25 protein-coding genes, 1 tRNA gene, 1 rRNA gene and 1 pseudogene are annotated in these 24,680 nt (G+C 44.1%); 12 read left to right on the top strand and 16 right to left on the bottom strand.

The features are described from left to right. Positions 1–353: 353 nt before the first annotated feature. From mtnC to L2729_RS15500, 3 genes are all read left to right on the top strand, one after another. On the top strand, positions 354–1,031 hold the full coding sequence (gene mtnC, locus L2729_RS15510; protein ID WP_248989081.1) for an acireductone synthase: 678 nt from the start codon (positions 354–356) through the stop codon (positions 1,029–1,031). A gap of 161 nt (positions 1,032–1,192) precedes the next feature. After that, the gene (locus tag L2729_RS15505) at positions 1,193–1,621 is read left to right on the top strand and encodes an acyl-CoA thioesterase (RefSeq protein WP_248989080.1); all 429 of its coding nucleotides are present in this window, start codon (positions 1,193–1,195) and stop codon (positions 1,619–1,621) included. A gap of 64 nt (positions 1,622–1,685) precedes the next feature. Continuing rightward, positions 1,686–1,961, top strand: a complete 276-nt coding sequence (locus tag L2729_RS15500) for a GNAT family N-acetyltransferase (RefSeq protein ID WP_248989079.1) — start codon at positions 1,686–1,688, stop codon at positions 1,959–1,961. A 21-nt stretch (positions 1,962–1,982) separates the two neighbouring features. Here L2729_RS15500 and L2729_RS15495 read toward each other — a convergent pair whose 3' ends face one another. Further along, positions 1,983–2,387 carry an acyl-CoA thioesterase gene (locus L2729_RS15495; protein WP_101091983.1) on the bottom strand — a complete coding sequence of 135 codons (405 nt, stop codon included), beginning with the start codon at positions 2,385–2,387 and terminating at the stop codon, positions 1,983–1,985. A gap of 170 nt (positions 2,388–2,557) precedes the next feature. Beyond that, positions 2,558–4,354, bottom strand: coding sequence for an AMP-dependent synthetase/ligase (locus L2729_RS15490; RefSeq protein ID WP_248989078.1), 1,797 nt, complete (start codon positions 4,352–4,354; stop codon positions 2,558–2,560). A gap of 571 nt (positions 4,355–4,925) precedes the next feature. On the opposite strand from L2729_RS15490, the gene L2729_RS15485 reads away from it, so the two are divergent. The 3 genes from L2729_RS15485 to L2729_RS15475 all read left to right on the top strand — a co-directional run bounded on the left by L2729_RS15485 (position 4,926) and on the right by L2729_RS15475 (position 8,461). Next, positions 4,926–6,497, top strand: a complete 1,572-nt coding sequence (locus L2729_RS15485; RefSeq protein ID WP_248989077.1) for an alpha/beta hydrolase — start codon at positions 4,926–4,928, stop codon at positions 6,495–6,497. A gap of 10 nt (positions 6,498–6,507) precedes the next feature. Next, positions 6,508–7,242, top strand: coding sequence for an ABC transporter ATP-binding protein (locus L2729_RS15480; protein ID WP_248989076.1), 735 nt, complete (start codon positions 6,508–6,510; stop codon positions 7,240–7,242). An 82-nt stretch (positions 7,243–7,324) separates the two neighbouring features. Continuing rightward, a complete protein-coding gene (locus L2729_RS15475) occupies positions 7,325–8,461 on the top strand; it encodes an ABC transporter permease (RefSeq protein ID WP_248989075.1) in 1,137 nt (378 codons plus the stop codon). A gap of 447 nt (positions 8,462–8,908) precedes the next feature. Here the strand turns inward: L2729_RS15475 and mog are convergent, their stop codons facing one another. After that, positions 8,909–9,442: a molybdopterin adenylyltransferase gene (mog, locus tag L2729_RS15470; protein ID WP_248989074.1), complete on the bottom strand. Its 534-nt coding sequence runs from the start codon at positions 9,440–9,442 to the stop codon at positions 8,909–8,911. Positions 9,443–9,602: 160 nt separating this feature from the next. Continuing rightward, a complete protein-coding gene (locus tag L2729_RS15465) occupies positions 9,603–10,085 on the bottom strand; it encodes an NlpC/P60 family protein (protein ID WP_248989073.1) in 483 nt (160 codons plus the stop codon). Positions 10,086–10,301: 216 nt separating this feature from the next. Here L2729_RS15465 and L2729_RS15460 point away from each other — a divergent pair, with 216 nt between their 5' ends. Next, positions 10,302–10,448: a hypothetical protein gene (locus L2729_RS15460; protein WP_157822927.1), complete on the top strand. Its 147-nt coding sequence runs from the start codon at positions 10,302–10,304 to the stop codon at positions 10,446–10,448. Between the two features lie 181 nt (positions 10,449–10,629). On the opposite strand, the gene L2729_RS15455 is transcribed toward L2729_RS15460, so the two are convergent. The 4 genes and pseudogenes from L2729_RS15455 to L2729_RS15440 all read right to left on the bottom strand — a co-directional run. Beyond that, the gene (locus tag L2729_RS15455) at positions 10,630–11,775 is read right to left on the bottom strand and encodes an ABC transporter permease (RefSeq protein WP_248989072.1); all 1,146 of its coding nucleotides are present in this window, start codon (positions 11,773–11,775) and stop codon (positions 10,630–10,632) included. Beyond that, positions 11,772–12,695 carry an ABC transporter ATP-binding protein gene (locus tag L2729_RS15450; RefSeq protein ID WP_248989071.1) on the bottom strand — a complete coding sequence of 308 codons (924 nt, stop codon included), beginning with the start codon at positions 12,693–12,695 and terminating at the stop codon, positions 11,772–11,774. The genes L2729_RS15455 and L2729_RS15450 overlap by 4 nt, the downstream gene beginning before the upstream one ends. Further along, positions 12,692–13,633 carry an HlyD family secretion protein gene (locus L2729_RS15445; RefSeq protein WP_248989070.1) on the bottom strand — a complete coding sequence of 314 codons (942 nt, stop codon included), beginning with the start codon at positions 13,631–13,633 and terminating at the stop codon, positions 12,692–12,694. The genes L2729_RS15450 and L2729_RS15445 overlap by 4 nt, the downstream gene beginning before the upstream one ends. Positions 13,634–13,880: 247 nt before the next feature. Then, positions 13,881–14,060 (bottom strand): annotated as a pseudogene (locus tag L2729_RS15440) (phytase); the annotation flags it as partial. Between the two features lie 165 nt (positions 14,061–14,225). Here L2729_RS15440 and L2729_RS15435 point away from each other — a divergent pair. Beyond that, complete coding sequence (locus L2729_RS15435; protein WP_248989068.1) at positions 14,226–14,582, top strand: YkgJ family cysteine cluster protein; 357 nt, start codon at positions 14,226–14,228, stop codon at positions 14,580–14,582. Between the two features lie 290 nt (positions 14,583–14,872). Here L2729_RS15435 and L2729_RS15430 read toward each other — a convergent pair whose 3' ends face one another. The 4 genes from L2729_RS15430 to L2729_RS15415 all read right to left on the bottom strand — a co-directional run bounded on the left by L2729_RS15430 (position 14,873) and on the right by L2729_RS15415 (position 18,371). Continuing rightward, entirely contained in the window at positions 14,873–16,057 is a 1,185-nt protein-coding gene (locus L2729_RS15430) for a BaiN/RdsA family NAD(P)/FAD-dependent oxidoreductase (RefSeq protein WP_248989067.1), read from the bottom strand. A gap of 144 nt (positions 16,058–16,201) precedes the next feature. Further along, entirely contained in the window at positions 16,202–17,218 is a 1,017-nt protein-coding gene (gpsA, locus tag L2729_RS15425; protein WP_248989146.1) for an NAD(P)H-dependent glycerol-3-phosphate dehydrogenase, read from the bottom strand. Between the two features lie 4 nt (positions 17,219–17,222). Continuing rightward, positions 17,223–17,711 (bottom strand): protein-export chaperone SecB, encoded by a 489-nt coding sequence (secB, locus tag L2729_RS15420; RefSeq protein WP_101092003.1) that lies wholly within the window; start codon positions 17,709–17,711, stop codon positions 17,223–17,225. A gap of 225 nt (positions 17,712–17,936) precedes the next feature. Further along, positions 17,937–18,371 carry a rhodanese-like domain-containing protein gene (locus L2729_RS15415; protein WP_101092004.1) on the bottom strand — a complete coding sequence of 145 codons (435 nt, stop codon included), beginning with the start codon at positions 18,369–18,371 and terminating at the stop codon, positions 17,937–17,939. A gap of 237 nt (positions 18,372–18,608) precedes the next feature. Between L2729_RS15415 and gpmM the strand changes: the two genes are divergently transcribed. Genes gpmM through L2729_RS15395 form a run of 4 tightly spaced genes read left to right on the top strand, consistent with a single transcriptional unit; the run spans position 18,609 to position 23,291 of the window. Further along, complete coding sequence (gene gpmM, locus L2729_RS15410; RefSeq protein ID WP_248989066.1) at positions 18,609–20,153, top strand: 2,3-bisphosphoglycerate-independent phosphoglycerate mutase; 1,545 nt, start codon at positions 18,609–18,611, stop codon at positions 20,151–20,153. A gap of 1 nt (position 20,154) precedes the next feature. Next, positions 20,155–21,288: a murein hydrolase activator EnvC family protein gene (locus L2729_RS15405; protein WP_248989065.1), complete on the top strand. Its 1,134-nt coding sequence runs from the start codon at positions 20,155–20,157 to the stop codon at positions 21,286–21,288. A gap of 33 nt (positions 21,289–21,321) precedes the next feature. Further along, positions 21,322–22,527: a S41 family peptidase gene (locus L2729_RS15400; protein ID WP_248989064.1), complete on the top strand. Its 1,206-nt coding sequence runs from the start codon at positions 21,322–21,324 to the stop codon at positions 22,525–22,527. A gap of 8 nt (positions 22,528–22,535) precedes the next feature. Then, the gene (locus tag L2729_RS15395; protein ID WP_248989063.1) at positions 22,536–23,291 is read left to right on the top strand and encodes a divergent polysaccharide deacetylase family protein; all 756 of its coding nucleotides are present in this window, start codon (positions 22,536–22,538) and stop codon (positions 23,289–23,291) included. On the opposite strand, the gene L2729_RS15390 is transcribed toward L2729_RS15395, so the two are convergent. The 4 genes from L2729_RS15390 to rrf all read right to left on the bottom strand — a co-directional run. Continuing rightward, the gene (locus tag L2729_RS15390) at positions 23,272–23,721 is read right to left on the bottom strand and encodes an Rrf2 family transcriptional regulator (protein WP_101092009.1); all 450 of its coding nucleotides are present in this window, start codon (positions 23,719–23,721) and stop codon (positions 23,272–23,274) included. The two genes, L2729_RS15395 and L2729_RS15390, sit on opposite strands and share 20 nt — an antisense overlap. A gap of 40 nt (positions 23,722–23,761) precedes the next feature. Further along, positions 23,762–24,016 carry a YkgJ family cysteine cluster protein gene (locus L2729_RS15385; RefSeq protein ID WP_102039077.1) on the bottom strand — a complete coding sequence of 85 codons (255 nt, stop codon included), beginning with the start codon at positions 24,014–24,016 and terminating at the stop codon, positions 23,762–23,764. A gap of 380 nt (positions 24,017–24,396) precedes the next feature. Beyond that, a tRNA-Asp gene (locus L2729_RS15380) sits at positions 24,397–24,473 on the bottom strand. 105 nt (positions 24,474–24,578) lie between these two features. Beyond that, positions 24,579–24,680: ribosomal RNA gene (gene rrf / locus L2729_RS15375) — 5S ribosomal RNA — on the bottom strand; the annotation flags it as partial.

Below are 24,680 nucleotides of genomic sequence, written 5' to 3'. Positions count from 1 at the left end.
GGAAACTAAAACATGACATTTTTTGATCAAACACTCCTAGTCAGTATTTAAGCGTGAGCATTAAAGCTCCCATCACCCCAATTGAACACCAAACAGCTAAAGAACATTAAAAGCAATCACTTACATAAACCTTCATCAATATGTTGCCGATAACTTCAGACAAAGTGACTAATTGCCACTTTGTAGTAACGTCACAGATACACCACCATTTAATAAAACTGTACATAAAACTGAAAATTAACTACAACAAGAGGCCCGAATAAACTAGCCAAGCAGACCATTTCAGCTTAGGATCTGAACAATAAACAAAGCTCAACTACAGTTAATAGCACATTGCGGAGTAACCAAACATCATGGGTATCAGAGCCATTGTCGTAGATACAGCCGGTACAACTACCGATCTTAACTTTATTGAGGATATCCTTTTTCCTTATTCAGCTAAGGCTTTACCCGCTTTTCTTGAAGAAAACCAACATAATGTGTTAGTTGAAAACTGCATTTGTGATGTGCAAGACATTGCGCTTGAGCCGGATGCAGATCTTGTTCGTGTGACTGAAATTTTGTTGCAGTGGATTAGCGAGGATCGCAAAGCGACGCCACTAAAAACCATTCAAGGCCTTATCTGGAAACAAGGTTACGCTAACGGTGAATTTAAAGGTCATATCTTTCCAGACTTTATCGAAGCGCTTGATGGCTACAAGCAAAAAGGCTTACGCGTTTATAGCTTCTCATCAGGTTCTGTTGATGCGCAAAAACTGCTGTTTGGTAATAGCGATGCAGGCGACTTAACCGATAAATTCAATGGTCATTTCGATACCCGCACCGGCAACAAACGCTTTAAACAGGCTTATTGCAATATCCTTAACACTATCAGCCTTAGCCCGAAGCAGATCCTATTTGTTTCTGACGTGCTAGAAGAGTTAAAAGCAGCCAGTGAAGCAGGTTTGAACGTAGCACAAATGGTACGTGACGATAGCCAGCGCACTGGTGACTTTAAGCAGGTTAGCAGCTTTGCAGAGCTTGATATCTAACACGCTATAAATGACTTGAAAGGCATTCATTGAATGCCTTTTTTTGTGGCTAAAATTCGCTTTTCTAGTCCTTGTTGTCACTGAGGCATGCTGTTATGCTGACTATTAATCAAACAAGTGTTTGAATAACAATCAAGCTAGGCTAACGAAAAGAGATCATTATGGATAAGTTTCTCCAGCAATACCCAATCAATACCGCAATTAACGTCGCTTGGGGCGAAATGGATGCCTTGCAACACGTCAACAATGTGGTTTATTTTCGTTACTTCGAGACCGCAAGAATCGATTTTTTTAACCAAATAAACTTGCTCGAAGATCTACAAAAAACCTCTATCGGCCCCGTCATCAGCGAAAACCAAGCACGCTATAAGCGTCCAGTGACCTTTCCAGATACCTTAATTGTCGGCGTTAGCATAAGCAACATTAAAGATAACCGGTTCATGATGCACTATCATGTTTTTAGCCAAAGCCAGCAAGCCGTCACCACCATTGGTGCATCTCAAGTCGTCATGTTTAATTTTAAAACGGGCCAAAAGGCCACGCTTACACCACAACTGCTTGATGCACTAAAGACCTACCAACAAGCATAACGCTGCTATTGTAGTCGTTGATGACATCAGCCTTGCCTGTATGCTCGAACAAGAGGAATAAACGATGAGTGAACACGTTATTCATTTAGTTGATGAAAATCGATTTGTTGTCAACGTCAATAATACTCAAGCTGTGCTGTGCTATGCTATGGTTAACGACCCTAACGTAATATCCGGCTCTGGACGGTGCAACTTCAGCAGTACCTTTGTGCCAAATGAACTACGAGGCAAAGGTCTAGCGGAAAAATTAGTGCGCCATGGCCTTAGCTGGGCCAAATCACAAGGTTTACAGGTTGAAGCGAGCTGCTGGTATGTACAGAAGTTTTTAACCTCAACATAGAGCAGCTCAAATAGCATAAGTTTAGCCGCCGGTTAGCTTAGCTAATTGCTCACGGAGACTATCACTTAAAGCCACGCTTTTTTCTGCTGTATAATCGTAATGTACTACCGATGTTTTCGCTTCGACTGTTTTGTTACCGTTTTGCCAGCAGCTTTGCGTTAACTCAAAACTGCTATTGCCAATGCGGTTCACCCAGGTTTTCACTGTAACATCGCTAGCGAAGTAGGTCGGAGCATTAAAATTTACCGTAAAACCGGCAATGATCAGATTCCACTTCGACAAGTCTTGAGTCGGGTTGAATATCTTGAATATCGGCTCACGTGCCGCTTCGAACCACACAGGAAACACCGTGTTGTTGATATGACCTAAGGCATCTGTTTCGCAAAAACGTGGCTGTATGGTGAGGCTAAATTCGCTTTGTTCCACTCTATCCCTTCCTTATATTTATTATTGATAGGCAATAGCCTGCCATTCTACCGATAAAACCAGAATTTATACCAGTTCAAATACTCTGTTATTAATAACGGATTATCCAGATACAAAAAAGGATGCCTGAGCATCCTTTTTCGTTAGTAAATGAGCGCCAATGCCAGCTTTTAACGCCCGTACATCGCGTTAATTTCTGTTGAGTATTTCTGGTAGATCATCTTACGGCGTAACTTCATGGTGGGCGTGATTAACCCCGCTTCCATTGAAAAAGCATCGGGCAGTAAGGTGAATTTTTTAATCTTCTCAAACCCTGCGAGTTCTGTCTGCAGAGTCTTTAGCCGCTCTTCAAAATGTTCCACCACATGTGAGTGGCGTAGCAGCTCCAGTGGCGACTCGTAATGTAACCCCTTCTCTTTTGCCCACACTTCAAGTGACTCAAAAGCAGGTACAATCAAGGCGGTCACATAGTTACGCGCATCAGCAACAATGGCAACTTGCTCGATGAACGGGCAGCATCCCACTTTACCTTCGACTCGCTGCGGTGCAATGTACTTACCGTTAGAGGTTTTCATTAGCTCTTTAATGCGGTCGGTAATAAAGAGGTTACCTTGCGCATCAATATGGCCAGCATCACCCGTTTTAAGCCAGCCATCTTCAAAGGTATCAGCCGTTTCCTGTGGGCGATTATAGTAACCGCGCATCACGGTATCGCTGCGCACTAGAATCTCGTTATCTTTACCCAACTTAATTTCGGTCTCTGGCAATACCTGACCATTAGAACCCGTGACACGATTACCTAGAGTATTACAGGTCACCGTAGCGGTGGTTTCTGTCATGCCATAACCACATAACACAGGCACGTTGATACTGTGGAAAAAGCTGGCGACCTTAGTATCTAGGGCTGCACCACCAACAGGCATAAATTTCAGACGCCCGCCCAGCACTTGCTGCAACTTGCTATAAACCAGCTTGTTGGCTAAGCGCCACTGTAAACTCAATGCAAAAGAGCCTTTAGCACGACCTTGGCCGACTTCAAATTGACGTTCTCCCACCGACATTGCCCAAGCAAACATCTTCTGGCGCGCAGCGGGCGCTTTGCTGACTTTATCTTGGACGGCGCTATACACTTTTTCAAGGAAGCGCGGCACCACACACAAAGTATGTGGACCCACTGCAGTAATAGCCTCTTTTGCCGCCATTGGATTCTGCAGATAAACATTGTGGCCACCGCGAGAAAGCACGTAAAAGGTCCAGCCACGTTCAAATACATGGCTTAGGGGTAAAAATGCCAGTGAAGTATCACCCGTTTCAAAATTCATTTTGTTATCGTGCTGACGTACTGTTGACGCTATATTACGGTGATCTAGCATCACCCCTTTAGGTTCACCAGTCGTGCCCGAGGTATAGATAAGCGTTAGCAGATCATCAAGATTGGTATCAGCGAGCCGCTTATCGAGTTCAGCACCCGCCGCGTTATCAACTTCACCTTGCAGGAGATCATCTAAATAGAAGTGGTTATGCAGATCGGTCAGTGGCACGCTTTTATCGAATACCACAATACGTGACACCGAATCACACTGCGTAATTAAGTCACATGCCATGGCATATTGCTCTGCGTCGCCTGCAAAAATAAGCTTGGCTTGTGCATCGTTAACGATGTAAGCAGCTTGTTCCAAAGTGCTCGTCGGGTAGATAGGCACCACTACCGCTTTAGCCTTTAATAATCCTAAATCAGCACATGTCCACTGCGGACAATTTTGTGAAAGGATCACTGCGCGGTCTTGCGACTGAATACCAAACTGAATTAACACCCGTGCAATTTTAGAGGTGATAACATCAAAGTCGCCCCAGCTAACTTGGTGCCAAGGCGCAGCCATTTCGAATCCTTCGAGTGCTATCGCATCGCCAAGCGCATGACTCTGTTGCTGTATGAGACGTATAACGTGAAATGATTCGAGTGACATAAAATAACTACCTTTTAGCTTACAAGTGTTCCGCTTTATACTCAGTTTACTCGAAGTTCTCCGAAAAACTAAGAGCTTTTGCTCTATTTATGTTAAGTCAAACATAAAAAAAGCCAGCTTTAGGTGATGAACAGCTGTCTATTAACAATATTTATTTTTAGCTAAGCCGCTCAATCAAAACAGAAACAATCAAATAACAAATGTGTATATCGACTGTACAAAAAGTCTGCATGAGTCATTCCTTTTCCATTTCAAACATGTCACGCACTTTTAGTTAGCCAATAACGTGTCATTACCTCATTAAAAATAGTCACTCACGAGTCAATTCAAGGCACATTGTGGTAATAATGGTTGTTCCCTTATAAACCAATGCCACACAGAAGTGGATCCGCTCAGGCGCTCCCGTTGAGTGGGCTTAAAAGTGATTTAAACTACGTTAAAGACCTTGGCAATAGACCCGCTATTGCACTGCGCTCTAAGCCTCGCTTAAACCACTTTCAATTTCCTCTGAAATCAAGCATCTTGGGGGAGAACAGGTAGATACGCTAAATTGCAAAAAGGAATAAGTATCATGCATCATGGAATGTATTCACCACTACGAGCAAGAGTTTACCCCACTCTAACGTGTCGTAAAAAAGTCGCTCTAGCGGTGGTTATTTGGGCAGCAATACTGCTGCCTACAGTGCACGCACAGCCACTGACACTCAGTGCACCCACAGCGATAATTTCCACAGATACCCGCTGCTATGTTGATGGCCTTTCAGAACAAATGAACTGTGGTTCAATCAGTGTGCCTGAGGATCATGACCAACCTGAAGGTAAGCACATTCAGGTGCACTACGTCGTCATGCCCGCGATTAAGAGCAGCGGTAAAAGTGAAGCGCTACTGGCGATTGCGGGCGGCCCGGGTCAATCGGCGATTGAGAATGCTAAAGGCTTCGACCAGATGTTGGCCAAGGTACGTCAAACCCACGATGTCATTTTGATCGACCAACGTGGTACCGGCCAATCAAACCCCCTTCAATGTGTTGGTGATGGTTTTGAAAGCCCACTTGCCATTAACGAAAGTGACTTTGATGCAGGTGAAGAATCACAAAAATGTTTAGATGAGCTTGATGCCGATGTCACCCAATACGATAGCTTGTCTGCACTTAGAGATTTTGAAGCCGTAAGACAACACCTCGGCTATCAAAAACTACACTTATACGGCGTATCCTATGGCACACGAATGGCACAGCTTTATATGCGTCACTACCCTGAACATATCGCCACCGTCACATTAGATGGTGTAGTACCAATGCAGCAAAGTGTATTGGCCATTGGCGATGCTATCGCCCGTGCTTTTGATCTGTTAATTCAAGATTGTAGCAACAACACCCTGTGCCACAATCAGTTTCCTCAGCTGGCAGCTGAACTCGATAAAATGGATTCTGAACTGGCACAGGCACCAAAAATCAGCATGATTGCCGATCCAAGAACGGGTGAAGCTACTCAACTCACAATGACCCGCAGTAAATTCAACGGTGCACTGCGTATGGCACTGTACTCGCCGAGTGTTCGCGCACTGATCCCCCATACTATTCACCAAGCGTCGCAAGGTAATTTTCAACCCATTACCGGACTTTATGCCATGTCGATGGACGGCGCAGGGATCGCTATGGGAATGCACGCCTCTGTAGTCTGCGCTGAAGACTGGCAACGCTTAACACCACAGCTGCGCGCCAGTGCCAATCAGCACTATTTTGGCCGAGAGATGCTAAAAACATTCGAGCAATCGTGTGCTGTGTGGAATATGCCTGCCGTTGATAGCAGTTTCAGCCAAGCCATTGCCAGTGACATTCCAACACTGATTTTATCTGGCGAACTCGATCCAGCCACCCCACCAAGTTGGGGCGAGATGGCAATGGAAAAACTCACCAACGCCAAACACTTTGTTGCGCCTTATGCCACTCACGGCGTTGCTTACCAGTCTTGCGGCAACAACCTGATTGCCGAACTGGTAGAAAAGGGTGCTGTAACGGATATTGATGGTGAATGCTTAAACAAAGATATTAGCCGTAATTTCTACCTCAATGCCAGTACCGTTGAAGCCATACCCCGCGATACAGACACCAAACAAGCAAAAACAGCCCTGAATCAGTAAGGAAGCACTCATGATACAAGTAACAAATTTATCAAAACGCATCGGAGATGTGCAGGCGCTGGATGATTTAAGTTTTTCAGCACTCGATGGTCAAATTACCGGACTGCTAGGCCCCAATGGTGCAGGTAAAACAACCTGTTTACGCACCGTATTTGGTTTGCTTAAACCCGATAACGGTTTTGCTGAAATCGACGGGATTAACATTGCAAAATCCCCGGTTGCTGCAAAGCAACAATTGGGACTGTTTCCCGACCCTTTTGGGCTTTACGAGCGTTTAACCCCACGTGAATACATCAGTTACTTCGCCGAGCTCAATGGCCTCTCACGCAGTGATGCAAAGCATGCCACCAGCAGTGTAATTGAAAAACTGCACCTCGCCGATATTGCCGACAGACAATGTAAGGGCTTTTCCCAAGGCCAGAGAATGAAAACAGCGCTGGCGCAAGCTATTGTCCACCAGCCAACCAATATAGTGCTCGATGAGCCGACGCGTGGCCTCGATGTCATGAGTACACGGGTGTTACGTGACATATTGCGCGACCTTAAAAACCAAGGTCACTGTGTACTGTTTTCGAGCCATGTAATGCAAGAGGTAGCCGCACTTTGCGATCAAGTGATAGTGATGGCCGAAGGTAAAGTGGTTGCCGTTGGCAGCCCAGATGCACTCTGCCAACAAACGGGTAAAAACTCACTCGAGGATGCCTTCATTCAGCTTATCGGTACCGATGAAGGCATCGCCGCATGATGCATTTAACTGTTGGTTTTACTTTCACGATAGTTTTGACACTCAATGCCGCGACAAACGACGGTAGCAAAAGGATGTGGAAATGAGTAATAAAATAATCACCATGGTTCGAAAAGAACTTATTGATGCCGCTCGCGATAAACGCTCAGTGATGGCCGGGCTCTACTACGCCGTCGGTGCGCCACTGTTGATGTGCGGTATGTTTTTTATGTTAATAGGCCAGCTCACCAGCCCTGAAGATTTGAATATCAAAATTAACAATCCTCAAGGTGCACCGGATCTGATTAAATATCTTTCAAGCAAAGGGATCACCCAAGGAGATGCAGACAAAAATAAAGATATTTTGCTAGTGGTTAGTGATGATTACGCCAGCAATATGGCCAAAGGGATCAGTGCCGACGTCACCTTGATTGCCGACGCTTCAAATGAAAAACTGCAAAAGTCGATTCGTCGCCTTGAAAAGAACCTGCAGCAATACAGTTCAGAAATGGGTAGTTTACGTTTGATTGCCCGCGGCATTGACCCAAGAGTCATGCAGCCTATTAAGCTTAATGTGGAAGACCAAGCCACCCCAGATTCAAAAGCAGGCATGATTTTAGGCTTAGCCACCATGACGATGATCTACGCCGTGTTTATCTCAGGAATGAACCTCGCCATTGACACCAGTGCCGGCGAGCGCGAACGTAACTCGCTAGCGCTGCTACTGAGTCATCCTGTGTCCACCGGGCAAATTGTGATCGCTAAAATCATCTCAGTCACCCTATTTGGAATGATTGGTCTGCTATTAACCTTAATCGTGTCTAAATTTGCCTACAGCTTTGTGCCTTGGCAAGAGCTTGGGTTTAGCGTCAGCGTTAATAGCAGCTTTATCGGCATGATGATGCTCGTAGGTTTACCGGTGGCAATAATGGCAGCCTGTTTACAGCTGTTTGTGTCGTTTATGGCTAAGAGCTTTAAAGAAGCTCAGTCGTACCTCACCATTGTATTGATGTTACCTATGATGCTTGCGATGGCAGCCAGCTATGATATCGCGCCAGACACCCTACAGTGGCTACCAGTATCAGGCCAACTGCAAGCGCTAATTGAGTTCATTAAAGGCCGTGAATTACCGGGAATGCAGTTAGCGATTTCATCATTGATCACCCTTGCCATCTCAGCACTATTAGCCTTTGGGATGCAAAAATCACTTAAAAGCGAAAAGATTGTCTTTGGTTTGTAGCCACAGGCAAGCAATGAGCCTCTTAAACGTAACGGCCTTAAGAGGCTCATAAATAGCAAAACTACCCATCCATGGGTTTTGGCATAAGTTCTGACCTCCAAGGAGGGAGGAAATGCCAATAAAGGTCTGGAATATTTATGGCCAGACACAAATACCAAAACTACCCATCCATGGGTTTTAGCATAAGTTCTGACCTCCAAGGACGGAGGAAATGCCGATAAATGTATGGAACATTTATGGCCAGACACAAATACCAAAACTACCCATCCATGGGTTTTGGCATGAGTTCTGACCTCCAGGACGGAGGAAATGCCGATAAATGTATGGAACATTTATGGCCAGACACAAATACCAAAACTACCCATCCATGGGTTTTGGCATAAGTGTTCCAGACACAAAAAAGCCCGAGTATATTCGGGCCTTTGCATTCAATAAAGCGAGTAAGTACTACTTTGCTTTAGGTCTAAAAGGCTTAATAACCGCTTCGTCACACTCTAAAAATGGACCATCCATAAGATCAATACAGTATGGGATTGCAGGGAATACAGCATCAAGGCACTCACGAATTGATTTTGGCTTGCCTGGCAAGTTAACAATTAATGAGTCACCACGAAGGCCCGCTGTTTGACGAGACAAAATGGCCGTTGCGACAAACTTAAGTGACTCAGCACGCATCAACTCACCAAAGCCAGGCATCATACGATCACATACCGCTTCTGTCGCTTCAGGCGTCACATCGCGCTTTGCTGGACCCGTGCCGCCAGTGGTGACAATCAAACTGCAGTTCTGCACATCAGCCATATCAATTAGCGTGGCTTCAATCACATCAGTTTCGTCAGGGATCACCTTATAAACAGGCTCCCACTCTGATGTAAGGTACTCGTTTAGCACATCGATAATCGCCTTACCGGAAAGATCTTCGTAGACACCAGCGCTAGCACGGTCACTTACCGTAACAATACCAATTTTTGCTTTGCTCATTGTTTTATCCTTTCACTTTAATCTATTCCGAGATCACTCGCGGCTAACTGCCATCGAATGTCAAAACTGTTGATGCCGTATAAAGTAGCATAAAGTTAACTAGCTAGATTTGATAAATATCCAATATATGCGGTAGACCAACTAAAAAAACACCAAGCCGTTAGAGTCTTCTTGCTAACCAATACTTTTGCTTCCAATAGCTATTGTTCAAACTAGAGATCATCACACCTTGGCTCGTCGAAGCATGTAAGAACTGATGGTTCCCAATGTAGATACCAACGTGACGGGTGCTCCAGCCTGTTTTGAAAAAAACTAAATCGCCCTCTCTGAGCTGACTTTTGCTCACACTTTGGCCGATGCTCCTTTGTTCATCAGTGGTTCGAGGCAAGGTGATGCCAAACTTATCTTTAAATCCTAACGCCACAAACCCAGAGCAATCAATGCCACGTTTACTCATACCACCGAAACGATAAGGCGTACCTTTCCATTCACTATGTAATTGCATTAATTGTATTTTTACTGCGGCAGCATTATCTAACGCTACCGTTACTTTTGAATTGTTTGTGCTGCTTATGTCACGACTAGGTTCGCTAGAACAGGCATTTAATAATAAAATAAAAACTAAAACAAAAAGAACTTTCATATAAATCCATAGGGTATATACCCGTTCTACTTCAACCCGCTCATTGCTGTATTTCGAGGTTATTTCAGTCTAAATATACCGTCGGCAGAACGGTAAGCTTACCCAATATGAGTATTTTAAATTAGTAAATCATAAATTAATTAGCAAGTAAGCTTTCAATGCCAAATATTTAAACTATATATAAAGGGAGCGCTAGTTAAATTAAAGGAAGTTGTAATGGAAAAATATGTCATTAATAAATATAAACAGGGTGAATTTGAACAGTCAAAAACAGCTAATGAGGAGTCTACACTGCTGGAAAGCCAGTCATACACTGAAGAACTGGAGGATGAAACACCGAGTTATATCCTTGGTTATAATTAATCCTATACCGCTTCAATTATTAACGATTGAAGCGGTATTAACATAGCGGTTTATTTCAACAATTACGCTACAGCATACCCATCATAGATTAAGTCATCATTAAAATATTATCCGCATACCTAGATGTAAAAAACACTTAATGTTTATGTCACACTCATCAATATATTAACGAGCAATAAAACTACTCCAGGTTCTTTTTAAATCGAAGTGAAGCAATAATTAAGCCTATCACCGTAAAAATGGCTAACCAACTCACATCATAAGACATGTCAATAATGTCCACATCTCGTAATATTACCCCACGTACTAAGCGCATAAAATGCGTTGCTGGTAATGCCTCAGCAATATACTGCGCCTCAATTGGCATGCCTTCGTAAGGGAACATAAAGCCAGATAACAAAATAGAGGGTAATAATACAAATATGGTCATCTGCATTGATTGAAGCTGGTTCTTTGCTATCGTAGAAATGACTAACCCCAATGTTAAACTTGCCATAATAAACAAGAGTGTAGCGCCAAAAAGCTGCGCTAAGCTACCATTGATAGGCACATTAAACAGGCTGTAACCTATCCCTAAAATAATCGTAACTTGCAGCATTCCGATAAACATATAAGGGATGATTTTGCCTAGCATTAACTCCATTGAACGAATGGGAGTGGTAATGAGCATCTCTAAGTTGCCCCGTTCTCGTTCGCGCACGATTGCTGCAGAGGTAAACATTATCATGGTCATGGTTAGGATTACGCCGACCAAACCCGGAACAATATTAACCACGGTGCGCTGCTCTGGGTTATAAAACAGCGCCACCTCAAACGTCGGCGTTGAACGATTACTCGGCAAGCGCAACAATTCAGTTAACGGCATATTGCGTAACCCTTTAATTGCCGCTGCGATCATAGTATCGGAGCCATCTACAATCCACTGTGCAACAGGGCGACTTGTCTCCTCATCAGTCGAGGGTGGACTCCCTAAGCCAACAGCCTGATGGCGTACCAACCGCTGAGCCACATCTTCGGGAATCACTAACACAGCTCTCACTTCTCCCCTAGCGATGGCGGCATTAGCAGATTCAATATCGTAGAAATGTTGGGTAAACTTCACCACTTGAGTCGCCCGCACAGTCTGTACCAACACTCGACTCAATGCTGTTTGGCTTTGATCGATGACACCAACGGGTATATCTCGAATATTGGTATTGATAGCAAAACCAAATAGCATTAATTGAATAAGCGGGATCATTATCACCATGCCAAAGGTCATTCTATCGCGCTTTAGCTGGATTAACTCTTTACTGACAATGGCTTGGATCCGATACAGTGCTTTCATTGTCGCCCCTTACCGGTACAGGTAACAAACACATCTTCAAGGCTTGGCCTAACAATATGTAACTGCTGTTTATCCAGTGATTCATGCTGTGCCAAAAATACGATAGGATCAATGCAACTGTCGCTCACCAATACCCGTAAACGTGAACCTAATTGCGCGGCGGTGATCACCTCTGGTAACGCGGTGAGTTGCTGTTTAAGCTGACGCAAGTTATTGGATTCAACCTCAACGACATGTGCTCCCATGTTCCGCATAAGTTCATCGGGAGAACCGTCTGCGCGCTTTATTCCCGTTTCCAATATTGCCAATTTATGGCACCGTTCCGCTTCATCCATATAATGGGTAGAGACAATAATGCTGGTGCCTTGATCACTTAAGTCGAATAGCTTTTCCCAAAAGTCTCGTCGATTTTCTGGATCAACGGCTGATGTTGGCTCATCTAGAAACAGTAATTCAGGTTTATGTATGGTTGCAGCTGCAAGCCCCAAGCGCTGCTTCTGGCCGCCGCTCATGCTGCCCGCTAACTGACCCGCACGTTGGTCGAGCCCATAGGTACTTAGCAACTCATTAATTCGAGAACGCTGCTCATGGCGGGATAAGCCATATATTTTGGCAATGAATTGCAGATTCTCTTTTACGGTTAAATCATCGTACAAAGAGAATTTTTGCGTCATGTAACCCATTTTTAAACGTAACTTTTCAGCGTCTCTGGGCAGTGTTAGCCCGAGCACCTCAACCTCTCCAGAAGTGGGTAACAAGAGTCCCGTCAGCATGCGAATGGCAGTAGTTTTGCCACATCCATTTGGCCCTAAAAAACCATAGATCTGCCCTCTTTCAACCTCAAAATTAAGGTTTTGAATTGCTTTAAGGCTACCAAAATGACGACATAACTGGGTGGCCCTAATCACAGTGTCACTCATGGCAACTCCACTTGTGCAGGCACCCCACTCGGTAAAGAGGCGGCAGTATCGGGTAGTTGTACCTCAGCAAGGTACATTAACCTCGCTCGTTCCTCTTGGTTAAGCGCGTAATAGGGCGTAAACGCGGGTTCATTTGAAATCCAGCGAACGTGCCCCATGATGGGCTCGTCGACTCCATCAACATGCACCAGCATATTATCGTTAATCTTCACTTTCACCCGGTAAGGCTCAGGTATATAAACCCTGGCAAAAGGTGCTTTTCCCGCAAGCAATATGGCGAGGGGGCTACCTTGCGTCACACGCTCACCCAAATTCCACGGTAAATTATCTAAAATACCGTCTCGTGTCGCGCGGATCGTTAAATCAGCTAACTGCTTCTTCTCTCCTGCTAACACCGCTTTGGCGGCGTCGAGGTTAGCCTTGGCAAACCGAACGTCTTCCTCTCTGGTGCCGGAGGTTAATTCTCGCAATTGCTCTTGGGTATTTTCTAGATTCGCGATACCAGAATCACGACTCGCAAGGGCGCGATCAAGATTTGCCTTGCTGGCTAAATTGTTTTTTACCATGCTTTGCATACGGCGGTAATTGGCTTCACTTTCGAGTAGCGTTGCCTTTGCGCCTGCAACATTCGCGCTGGCAGCGGCTATCTCTTCTTCACGGGCACCTTTGCGTAATTTATCGTAGTTAGCAACCGCTTGATCAACATCAGCCAGTGCCTTTAACACCTGTGATTTTTGAAAAGTATCATCTAATTGAACTAGCACTTCACCTTTGCTAACCATACTCCCTTGTGCGACAGGTAGGCTGACAACAACTTCATTAATGGTCGCAGTATGGGCGATCCGTTCTCGCTCTAAGCTCCCCAATGCGACATGTTTTACGCCACTATCACAAGCTGTGAGAGTAAAGAATACGAATATAAAAATGAGTATGCGCACATTAACCGTCCTTATTGTATTGCACTTGCTAAAGCTCAAATTATCAACGTATTAACGTTATGCCTCAAAGCACAAGTCTGCAAGTAAAAGTCGAACATACTCATCAATTTTTTATCGTTAGCTGAGATTAAGGTTTTTTAAATGCAGAGAGAGATGAAAAGTAAAAAAAATACTGAATCAATCTTCGATTCAGTATTTCCGTTTTGACGTTATGCATGCCGTGATGCTAGCTAATCATTGGACTTGCTTAGTCCTTAGCTTCTAACTGCAATGTCTGATTAATTTCACTCCAAGGCACCCATTTAAAGTTTTGATTCTGGTCCGGCATACGATTACGGCCGTCTTGCACCACCATCATACCTTGGGACCAAACCCCACTCCCAACCGCACTTGAGGTCACATCGAGTCCATCTGTTTCAGCGCTGCCGTCATGACCTTTAAGTGCATTAACAAATAGCGGAACTCACCTAAACCATTAAGACTTGATGCTGCATTTATTAGAAGGGCACTATTACGCGCTGTAAACTTAACCTTTTAGTGACTTAGGTATAAGACTATAATGAGGAAGAAATGCACAACAGATTAGCTATGAATGAATAATAATAACCTAGAGATAGTCACCCGTCTGCGTGAGCGAATTCCAACGTTCGAATGTGTGCCAGGTTGTCACGATTGTTGTGGACCGGTAACCACGTCTTCGGAAGAGATGTCGTGTCTGCCAGTGAAAACGGATGCTGAACATGACGCCGCATTAGAAGAGTGGAACTGCGTCCATTTGGGCCCTAAAGGTTGCAAGGTTTACAAGCAACGACCGTTGATCTGCCGCGTATTTGGCACAACATCGAATATGCCCTGCCCGAATGGTCGTAAACCAGAAGAGATGCTTGATACTGAAACAGAGGCTCAGGTCCATCACTACATCGCAAACACACGCCAAGTACTGGTGTAAGTGACCAATAACCTGTTTTAGCGTTAGTAAGTACGTCCTCGTCATAACAATCGCAGTAACACGGTCCCAGCCTAGAAAAGCGGGCTCTGTTCTGCAGGCGTTACGGATATCCATGAACGAGCTTAGTGCTAACGTGATTTCGGCATGGCAATAGCAGAAACTACTGACACTCTATTCTCTTCCCAATAGCCCATCCATATGTGTACTGTAGACAAAGCACTGCCACACATTGTTTCTGGACTACATCTTAAAACGCTCTTATGGGCTAACTTTATTGTCTCTACACACAACTAAACAGCCTGTCCCGCAGCAACTCCTGAACTCCAGGCCCATTGAAAATTAAACCCACCCAACCAACCACTTACATCCATAACCTCACCAATAAAGTATAGACCTTCGACTGATTTCGACTGCATGTTTTTTGATGAAAGCTCGTCAGTATCAATGCCGCCCAATGTGACCTCAGCAGTACGGTAGCCCTCGGTGCCATTCATGACGATAGTCCACGCTTCGATATCCATTGCCAGCTGTTCACGCTCAGCGTGCACTAACTGATTCAGTGCTTTATTGAGTAATGCTTCCTCAAAGAGTGCTTCCACTAAACGTTTTGGTAACCATAGTGCAAGTGCATTACGCAGACTTTGCTTAGGGCTATTATCGACCAATTGCTCAATCTCAGCTCTGGCATCTTTACCGGGTAGCAAATTAATACTAATCGCCTCTCCGGGATTCCAATAATTTGAGATCTGTAAAATAGCCGGACCAGATAAGCCGCGATGGGTGAAGAGTAATGCTTCACTAAATTGCGTACCATCTTTTGCAGTAATCGTGCTGGGTACCGCAATGCCCGATAGTGGCTCGAAGCGCTGTTTCTGGTCGCTATGCCAGGTAAAAGGCACTAACCCTGCGTGGGTCGGTAACACCTTTAGCCCAAACTGTTCGGCGACGTGGTATCCGTAAGGCGATGCACCCAGTTTAGGCATCGACAAGCCGCCCGTGGCGATAACCAGTGACTCACAGGTGTACTGTAATTTATCGGTGTGCACTTCGAACTGACCATTCGCGTTTTTACTCACTTGCCGGATTTCAGTTCGCAACTTAATCACTGCGCCAGCCCATTCGCATTCGGTCAGCAACATGCTAACAATCTCTTTAGCTGAGTCATTACAAAACAGCTGGCCATGATCACGCTCGTGATATTCAATACCATGACGCTCAACTAGCTCAATAAAATCACTAGAGCGATAGCGTGCCAGTGCAGATTTTACAAAGTGATTATTACTGCAGAGAAAATTTGCCGGTTCGACTTTTTGATTGGTGAAGTTACAACGCCCGCCACCGCTGATAAGAATTTTCTTACCCGCTTGTTTCGCGTTATCGAGTACTAATACATCACGACCACGGTAGCCCGCGGTTGCAGCACACATAAGCCCTGCAGCTCCCGCACCGATAATAATAACGTCATGATGTTCCACTCGCTCACTCCTACACAATCTATATTTACAGCATTGCACTAGCACTTTTCGCTAGACACAAAAAAGGGCGCTATTTTAGCACCCTTCTCTCACGATATACCATCACCGAATGTCAGCACTCATATGGCGAGTCACTGACAGACTTTAGTCGTCCGATGTTTCGGACTTTTTCTCACGACCTAACAGCTCTTTAGCTGCATCATGAGGTGATTTCCCTTTATACAATACTTGGTAAACCTGCTCAGTGATCGGCATTTCAACGCCTAAACGTTTTGCGAGCGTGTAAACTTCTTTAGTATTGCGGTAACCTTCAACAACTTGACCAATCTCTACTTGCGCGGCTTCGACATCACAGCCTTTGCCTAGCGCTAAACCGAAACGACGGTTACGAGATTGATTGTCGGTACAGGTCAACACTAAATCGCCTAAACCTGCCATCCCCATAAAGGTTGATGCTTGCGCACCCATAGCTTCACCGAGACGTGTTAATTCAACTAAACCACGGGTGATTAATGCGGTACGCGCATTTGCACCAAAGCCGATACCATCTGATAGTCCTGCACCAATCGCGATAACATTCTTAACCGCACCGCCCAATTGGAGGCCGATAAAGTCATCGTTAGCATAAACGCGTAAACGTTTAGGGCTATGCAACAATTCAACTAAATCATTAGTAAATTGTGGATCTGTACCTGCGATTGATATTGCTGTAGGCATTCCTGCAGCAAGCTCTTTAGCAAAAGTCGGACCCGATAACACCGCGAGTGGGAAATCATCACCGAGTACTTCACGCGCCACATCTTGTATCAACCGACCAGTTTCAGGCTCAAGGCCTTTGGTCGCCCATACAATACGTGCTTCTTTACGTAAAAACGGCTTAGCTTGTGCTAACACGTCCCCAAAAACATGACTAGGTACAACAACTAATACGTTGTTGGAAGCAGCAAGTGCTGTTGCTAAATCAGATTCTGGAATAAGAAGATCGGGAAGCGGAATACCGGGTAAGAACGCTTGATTACACTTGTCGTTCTTCAGGTTTTCGATGTGCTTAGGGTCATGTCCCCAAAGCAGGGTTCTGTGGCCATTATTCGCTAAAGAAATGGCAAGGGCGGTGCCATAAGAGCCCGCCCCCAGTACCGTAATATCGGCAGTATTTTCCATGCGATTAAGCGTTTGCTTCTTCTGCAGGCGCATCAGCGGCAGCAGCTTGACGCTGTTGAACGTACTGAGCGAATAGCGCGTCAAAGTTAACTGGAGCAAGGTTTAGTTGTGGGAAAGTACCACGGCTAACTAGGCTACCAATTGCTTCACGAGCATATGGGAAAAGAACGTTAGGGCAATATGCACCTAAAGAGTGAGCAAGTTGCTGCTCAGTAAGACCCGTAATTGCGAAGATACCAGCTTGCTGAACTTCACAAAGAAACGCAGTTTCTTCGCCGTTCTTAGCTGTAACCGTTAGAGAAAGAACAACTTCATATACGTCGTCAGACAATTTGTTGCTACGAGTATCAAGGTCTAGCTTAACTTCTGGCGTCCACTCTTTCTGGAAAACAGCTGGGCTGTTTGGTGTTTCAAAAGAGATATCTTTTGTGTAAACACGTTGAATGTTAAATTGTGGACCTTGCTCTTGTTCTTTGTTTGCTACTTCAGCCATGATTTCCTACCTTAAAAATGTTAATGAGGCTACTTCAAAAGAGCCAGTCTCAGGGTTATGCCTTCATGGGTAATAACCCAATTGGTCGTCCCAGTATTTGATTTATTTAGTCAACAGACGCTTTTTGGAGGGTATTCCCTCAATTCATTGCCGGTAACCATTAATGTTAAGCCGTGACACTTTAATCAATTACTTAACAATAATGCAATGGCTACACCGACACTTCTATCTTTTGCTTTTTGAAACAGGCAAATTACTTGACTGCCATTCACCCATACCACCTTTCAAATTATTCACGTTTTCAAACCCGTGCTTAACCATCAGTTGGGCCGCTTGAGACGAAGTCATGCCAGCGTTGCATACCATTATTATGGGACTGGCTTTTGAGTTTTCAAGGGTACCAAGCTGATTATTTTTAATCTCAGCTAACGGAACGTTAATTGCGCCAACAATATGGCCCTTCTTAAATTCCTCTTTACCGCGTACATCAACAACTGTTGCTTCTTGCTTGTTCATCAACAAAGTGGCTTCTTGATGATTCACATTTTTAACTTTTGATACGCTAGACTTAAATACCATCACGATAAGTCCGACGAATAAACCCACCCACGCCAAGCTTAACATCGGGTTTGCTTTAAAAAATTCCATATATTCTTGCATGCTTTACTGCCTACTTTTAATTGGCCCAAATATAATGAGGGCACAGAGTATACCATTGCGATGACAGAATACAGAATGTTAGTCACGTAACGCACACGACAGCTGGCTTTCAATCACACCGATTTGTAAATCGATAACCGCAATCTAGGTAAATTTCTTTATGCCGAGTACCAATTGGTAGTAATATTTAACCAATTAAAATTTTAATCTTATTTTTTCAAACTTAAAGGTACTACCATGACGACTCACAAACGCCCGTTGGCATTGCTGATCCTCGATGGATGGGGCTCTCGTGAAAACACGCAAAAAAATGCTGTTTTTCATGCGAACACTCCTGTTCTCGACAAGCTTAATGCACAATATCCACACAGTTTAATTTCCGGTTCAGGTATCGATGTTGGGTTACCCGATGGCCAAATGGGCAACTCCGAAGTTGGCCACATCAATATTGGTTCTGGCCGTATTGTCTATCAAGAATTAACCCGTATCGGCAAGGCTATCGATGATGGGGAGTTCGATACTAATCCAACACTTACTGCGGCCGTTGATGGGGCTGTCAAAGCCAATGGTGCCGTTCATATCATGGGACTATTATCGCCAGGTGGAGTACATAGTCATCAAGATCATATAGAAGCCATGTGTCGCCTTGCCGTTAAACGCGGTGCAACTAAGGTTTATCTACATGCCTTTTTAGACGGTCGCGATACTCCGCCTCGTAGCGCAGAAGCTGGTTTAGCGCATTTCGAAGATATGTTTAAAACCCTAGGTACCGGTCAAGTAGCTTCCATTATTGGTCGTTACTACGCCATGGATAGAGACAACCGCTGGGATCGTGTATCTCAAGCTTATGAGTTGATCACTGAAGGCAAGGGCTTGCATCAAGTAGCAAGTGCTGTTGAAGGCATTAAAGCCGCTTACGCTCGTGATGAAAATGACGAGTTTGTGGGTAGCACTGCAATCCCTGACGCTGAAGGTAACATTGCCAAGCTAGAAGATAATGACGCGCTCATTTTCATGAACTTCCGCGCTGACCGTGCCCGCCAAATCACTCGTAGCTTTGTGGATGCTGACTTTGATGGCTTCGAACGTGCTGTGACACCTAAAGCACACTTTGTCATGCTAACGGAATATGCCGCGAGCATTGATGCTGCCATCGCTTATCCGTCGACCGATCTGGTCAACACCTTAGGCGAAACCTTGCAAGATCAGCACATGACACAGTTGCGTATTTCGGAGACCGAAAAGTACGCTCACGTCACTTTCTTCTTTAACGGTGGTAAAGAGGAGCCTTTCGAAGGCGAAGATCGCATCTTAATCCAATCACCAAAAATTGCGACCTATGACCTACAACCTGAGATGAGTTCAACAGAACTCACAGATAAACTCGTTGCCGCAATAGAATCAACCAAATATGACGTAATTATCTGTAATTACCCGAACGGCGATATGGTTGGCCACACAGGTAACTTTGATGCAGCAGTCAAAGCCTGTGAAGCTGTAGACACTTGTTTAGGGCGTGTTGTTGAAGCGCTAGACAAGGTTGGCGGTGAGTGTTTAATTACAGCCGACCACGGTAATGCTGAACAAATGACGGATGAGTCAACAGGGCAAGCACATACCGCTCACACCTGTGAACCTGTGCCACTCATTTATGTTGGACGTGATGCGGATATAGAAAAAGGCGGACGTTTGAGTGATTTAGCGCCGACTATGTTAACCTTGATGGGACGAGAAGTGCCTAAAGAGATGACAGGCCGAGCGATAATTAAACTCAAAGAGTAATATGAACATTCGACTTTTTATCAAAGCCAGCATTATTGCTGGCTTTATATCACTATCCTTATCGGTAAATGCGACTGATCTCGATCGTCGTCAATCTGAACTTAAGTCGATTCAGACACAGATTAACAAACAACAATCAGCCGTTAAAAATACCAATAAACAGAGAGAACGTTTGATCTCTTTGCTAAAAAAAGATGAGCAAGCTATTGCTGCAGCTGCAAAAAAAGTCAATAAAACCAAACAAGATTTAACCAAAATAGATAAGGCTTTGGCTAAGCTTAATGCTAAATACGTTCAGTTAGATGAACTCAAGAATATTCAGCAAAAAAGCCTGTCTAATCAACTTGCTAGTGCTTACTTAGCGGGTAATCATGATTACAGTAAAATGCTACTTAATCAACAATCTCCAGCCAGTATTGAGCGCCTACTCGCTTACTATCAATACTTAAACAATGCCCGTATCGCTTCGATAAAACAGCTTCAAAGCACCATCGTAGAGCTTGATGAAGTAAAAAATCAGCAGAAAGAGAACCAAACTCGATTAAATAAGTTAGCCCTTGAGCAGCAGCAACAAGCTACGCTCTTGAGCCAAGAGCAGTCTCAGCGCCAAAAAACCTTAACTCAGTTACAAAGAACGCTTAACAGCAGTGGTGCAAAATTAGAACAGCTACAAATTGAAGAGGCCAGTTTAAAACGAGTGGTTGAACAAGCGCTATTGGCGATGAAAAACAACCCAGCGTTCGATGGGTTATCGAGTAAACGAAAACTAAAATGGCCCACTAAAGGCCGAATAAAATCAGGTTTTGGTAGTAAACGCTCAGGGAAAGTGAAATGGAAAGGCGTGACGATTTCAGCCGCTGAAGGGAAGAATATTGAAGCCATTGCTGGCGGGCAAGTCATTTATGCTGATTGGTTACGCGGTTTTGGTATGGTTTTAGTTGTCGATCATGGCAAAGGTTATATGAGTTTATATGGACATGCACAAACCCTTTTAAAGGCTGCAGGAGACTCTGTTCGCAAAGGTGAAGCCATTGCATTGGTCGGTCGCTCAGGTGGACAGACCGAGTCTGGCCTATACTTTGAAGTAAGGCATAAAGGGCAAGCTGTCGATCCGGCGAGGTACTGTAAGCGGTAGACACAGAATCCCTTTCATATACAAGGGGTTAATATGTCAGGAGTTGTCCGTAATCTTAGTTTTGCCGCCGCGGGTTTAGCATTAGGCCTGTCACTCACTTTATTTGGCCAAGAGCATACTCAACAATATAAAACTCGCATCGACTATCCCGTATTACTCGATGTCATCGATACAATTGAAACCTACTACGTTACAAAAATCACCGAAGAAGAACTCATTGAAGCGGCCATTGAAGGTATTTTTGCAAAACTCGACCCCTATTCTAGCTTTCTAGATAAACAAGCATTCGCCAATATCCAAGATAGTAATGACGGTGAATATTATGGTTTTGGCGTAGAGATAGCCACAGACAATGATCAAATAACAATCGTCACTCCTTTCCCTCAGTCGCCCGCTGAACTGGCAGGTATTATGCCGGGAGACAGAGTTATAAAGCTTAATCAACAGTTAGTTACCGCAGATAAACTTGAAAACTTACTCAATGAAATTAAACAACATAGCTATGACAAGCAAGCGATTGATTTAGAGCTAATCAGGGCAAACTCCGAAACAACTTATAACGTAACCATCAGTCCTAGTCTTATCACCATCAACTCTGTCGAAGCACAGCTGTTAGATAACCAAATTGGCTATATAAGACTGTCGAGCTTTCAAGAAAACTCCACTCAAGATATGGTTAAACAACTTGCATTATGGCAAGCAAAACCCCTAAATGGGCTTATTCTTGACCTAAGAAATAATCCTGGTGGTCTACTCGATCAAGCCATTCAAATCGCAGATATCTTTTTAGAGAAAGGCAGGATTGTTGCAACTGAAGGTCGTTTCTTTGACGCTAATTCTGATTACTACGCCTCACCACAAACCATGGTAAAAAGCGTACCCATGTTGGTACTGATCAATAAAGGATCGGCATCTGCATCTGAGGTACTCGCAGCTGCACTGCAAGAAAATGGCAGAGCTAAGCTCATCGGCCAGACAAGCTTTGGTAAAGGCACAGTTCAAAGCCTTATCCCTACGCTTACCGAAGGCAATGCCATTAAGCTCACCATTGCCAAATACACCACCCCTAATGGCAGAGATATACACGAAAAAGGGATTATTCCTGACATTAAAGTGGCATTAGAGATTGTAACAAGTGATCAAACTATGCCTATAATAAATACAAATTCACTCCGTGGTGATATTGCTGAAGATAAACTCGTTAACTCAGCAATAGCCTGGATCAAAACAGAAAAATAACTAATACAGTGCGCTACTTATTATTTTGCTTTTTATTATTTAGTTCGAATGTGTTTGCCGCAAGGATTGCCATCATCATTGACGACATTGGATATCGTCAATCTGATAAGGCCGTGCTGTCGCTGCCATCGAATGTTACCCTGTCGGTGTTGCCACTAACGCCTTTAGGCAAAACCGTTGCCACTCAAGCATACCAACAAGGTAGTGAGATTTTGGTGCACCTGCCAATGCAGGCGCTCAACGGTAAAACAATTGGGCCTGGTGCTTTAACGAACGCTATGTCAGAGCAAGATTTTAAACAACAGCTAGAATACGCTATCGATAGTGTACCATTCGCAATTGGTGCTAATAACCATATGGGCAGCTTGTTAACGCAGCTTACCGAACAAATGCACTGGGTAATGGATACGCTATTACAGCGGAATATTTATTTTATAGACAGTGTAACAACCAAATTTACTCAAGCTGGAGCAATAGCAGAAGAGATGGGAGTTCCGTTATTAAAGCGGACTATTTTTCTTGATAATGATAAATCAGATGACGGGTTGGAATTTCAATTTCAACAGGCGATAACACTTACCGAGACACAGGACAGTATCGTTATTATTGCTCACCCCTACCCTGAAACGTTGGCTTTTTTGAGTAATAACCTTCATCGCTTAGCGGAAGCAAATATTGCCCTCGTTCCCGCATCCAAGCTATTACCTTTCAATGTAGCGTCACAGGATAAAGAAACTAAAGATCCTACTGTAAGATTGGAATAGACAAGTCTGGTAGTAGCGACTTAAGCTCTTTATTGTTACTTACAATCATATCTAACGTATAGCCATCAAGCACTGCTAAATAAGCATTAACCGCTTCTGAAAGGACACTTTTTAATTTGCAAGCCGGCGTAAATAAACAGTATGGCTTACTGCAATCGATAGGAGACAAAGAGTTTTCAAGAGCGCGAACCACTTCACCTATATTGATTTCGTTAGCAGCTTTTGCCAACTTAAAACCACCACTCTTACCTCTTACTGTTTTTAAGTAGCCTAATTTACCAAGATGATGCACAACTTTAGAGATATGGTTGGCTGATAAGTCAAAAACATCTGTAACTTCAGAGATACGGAAAAGCGACTCACGCTCTGGATGTAAAGCCAGATACATCAGTGTTCTCAATCCAAAATCAGTGTAACGAGTTAACTGCATTGCTTACCAATCCATATAATTGACTATCTAACAAAATTTTCTAGCTGTTTGTTGCTTGTTCCAATGAGCTGATAAGCCATAAAGCTTCTTCATCATTAGCGCCACAAACATCTTCCGTTGCTGTAAATTGACCACAAACAGCAGGTCTCTCTGGTTTACCAAAAAGCTTACACAAATTACCGTCATTCAACTGAATGCACCTAACTCCTGCCAGCTTACCCTGAGGCATTCCTGGAATTGGAGTCGTGATAGAAGGCGCAATGCAGCAAGCACCACAACCTAAGCGACAGTTCATCTTAATACCTTAAATTAGCAATTTTCATTATACCGCTATCAAACAGAATTGATTTGTATCACATCACATACTGCTTAACAGCAAGCCAGTATCTTACCAGAACCGTGATCAGTGCATACTATTTAGCATCGACTTATACACTCTTTTTACATCTAAAAATTCAGACACAAAAAAGCACTAATTTTGCGGATAATAATTCGCGCAATGTTGGCCCAACTGACGAGAGCTCTCATAAAAGAAGCCTTGCTACAGCCGAGACTGACGATTTCAGCTCAATAATAAACCAAAGCGAGCCAACGGGCCCGTGTATTGTCTCTTTCATGGCATAAAAAACAGACACGAAAAAGCCCTAGCATTGCTGCTAGGGCTTATCGTAATGTTGGCGGAGTGGACGAGACTCGAACTCGCGACCCCCGGCGTGACAGGCCGGTATTCTAACCAACTGAACTACCACTCCTTTAGCAAAAAGCCGAAGCATAATGCTAAATTCTTTTAAGTCGCTAACGTGTCAAAGGTTAGTAGACTCGCTTTACTCTCTTGAAGAGGTTAAAGCTAAATAGGCGCCTGGAAATGACCTACTCTCACATGGGGAAACCCCACACTACCATCGGCGATACTGTGTTTCACTTCTGAGTTCGGAATGGGATCAGGTGGGGCCACAGCT

Origin of the sequence: Shewanella gelidimarina, assembly GCF_023283945.1 — a bacterium.
Taxonomy (GTDB): domain Bacteria; phylum Pseudomonadota; class Gammaproteobacteria; order Enterobacterales; family Shewanellaceae; genus Shewanella; species Shewanella gelidimarina.
Note: the sequence above shows the minus strand (reverse complement) of the source record. Positions and strands in the feature narration are given on the sequence as shown.

Excerpts from the sequence above, each read along its gene's own strand:
- mtnC (WP_248989081.1), top strand. The coding sequence starts at position 354 with ATGGGTATCAGAGCCATTGTCGTAGATACAGCCGGTACAACTACCGAT.
- L2729_RS15505 (WP_248989080.1), top strand. The coding sequence starts at position 1,193 with ATGGATAAGTTTCTCCAGCAATACCCAATCAATACCGCAATTAACGTC.
- L2729_RS15500 (WP_248989079.1), top strand. The coding sequence starts at position 1,686 with ATGAGTGAACACGTTATTCATTTAGTTGATGAAAATCGATTTGTTGTC.
- L2729_RS15490 (WP_248989078.1), bottom strand. The coding sequence starts at position 4,354 with ATGTCACTCGAATCATTTCACGTTATACGTCTCATACAGCAACAGAGT.
- L2729_RS15485 (WP_248989077.1), top strand. The coding sequence starts at position 4,926 with ATGCATCATGGAATGTATTCACCACTACGAGCAAGAGTTTACCCCACT.
- L2729_RS15480 (WP_248989076.1), top strand. The coding sequence starts at position 6,508 with ATGATACAAGTAACAAATTTATCAAAACGCATCGGAGATGTGCAGGCG.
- L2729_RS15475 (WP_248989075.1), top strand. The coding sequence starts at position 7,325 with ATGAGTAATAAAATAATCACCATGGTTCGAAAAGAACTTATTGATGCC.
- mog (WP_248989074.1), bottom strand. The coding sequence starts at position 9,442 with ATGAGCAAAGCAAAAATTGGTATTGTTACGGTAAGTGACCGTGCTAGC.
- L2729_RS15465 (WP_248989073.1), bottom strand. The coding sequence starts at position 10,085 with ATGAAAGTTCTTTTTGTTTTAGTTTTTATTTTATTATTAAATGCCTGT.
- L2729_RS15460 (WP_157822927.1), top strand. The coding sequence starts at position 10,302 with ATGGAAAAATATGTCATTAATAAATATAAACAGGGTGAATTTGAACAG.
- L2729_RS15455 (WP_248989072.1), bottom strand. The coding sequence starts at position 11,775 with ATGAAAGCACTGTATCGGATCCAAGCCATTGTCAGTAAAGAGTTAATC.
- L2729_RS15450 (WP_248989071.1), bottom strand. The coding sequence starts at position 12,695 with ATGAGTGACACTGTGATTAGGGCCACCCAGTTATGTCGTCATTTTGGT.
- L2729_RS15435 (WP_248989068.1), top strand. The coding sequence starts at position 14,226 with ATGAATAATAATAACCTAGAGATAGTCACCCGTCTGCGTGAGCGAATT.
- gpsA (WP_248989146.1), bottom strand. The coding sequence starts at position 17,218 with ATGGAAAATACTGCCGATATTACGGTACTGGGGGCGGGCTCTTATGGC.
- secB (WP_101092003.1), bottom strand. The coding sequence starts at position 17,711 with ATGGCTGAAGTAGCAAACAAAGAACAAGAGCAAGGTCCACAATTTAAC.
- L2729_RS15415 (WP_101092004.1), bottom strand. The coding sequence starts at position 18,371 with ATGCAAGAATATATGGAATTTTTTAAAGCAAACCCGATGTTAAGCTTG.
- gpmM (WP_248989066.1), top strand. The coding sequence starts at position 18,609 with ATGACGACTCACAAACGCCCGTTGGCATTGCTGATCCTCGATGGATGG.
- L2729_RS15405 (WP_248989065.1), top strand. The coding sequence starts at position 20,155 with ATGAACATTCGACTTTTTATCAAAGCCAGCATTATTGCTGGCTTTATA.
- L2729_RS15400 (WP_248989064.1), top strand. The coding sequence starts at position 21,322 with ATGTCAGGAGTTGTCCGTAATCTTAGTTTTGCCGCCGCGGGTTTAGCA.
- L2729_RS15390 (WP_101092009.1), bottom strand. The coding sequence starts at position 23,721 with ATGCAGTTAACTCGTTACACTGATTTTGGATTGAGAACACTGATGTAT.
- L2729_RS15385 (WP_102039077.1), bottom strand. The coding sequence starts at position 24,016 with ATGAACTGTCGCTTAGGTTGTGGTGCTTGCTGCATTGCGCCTTCTATC.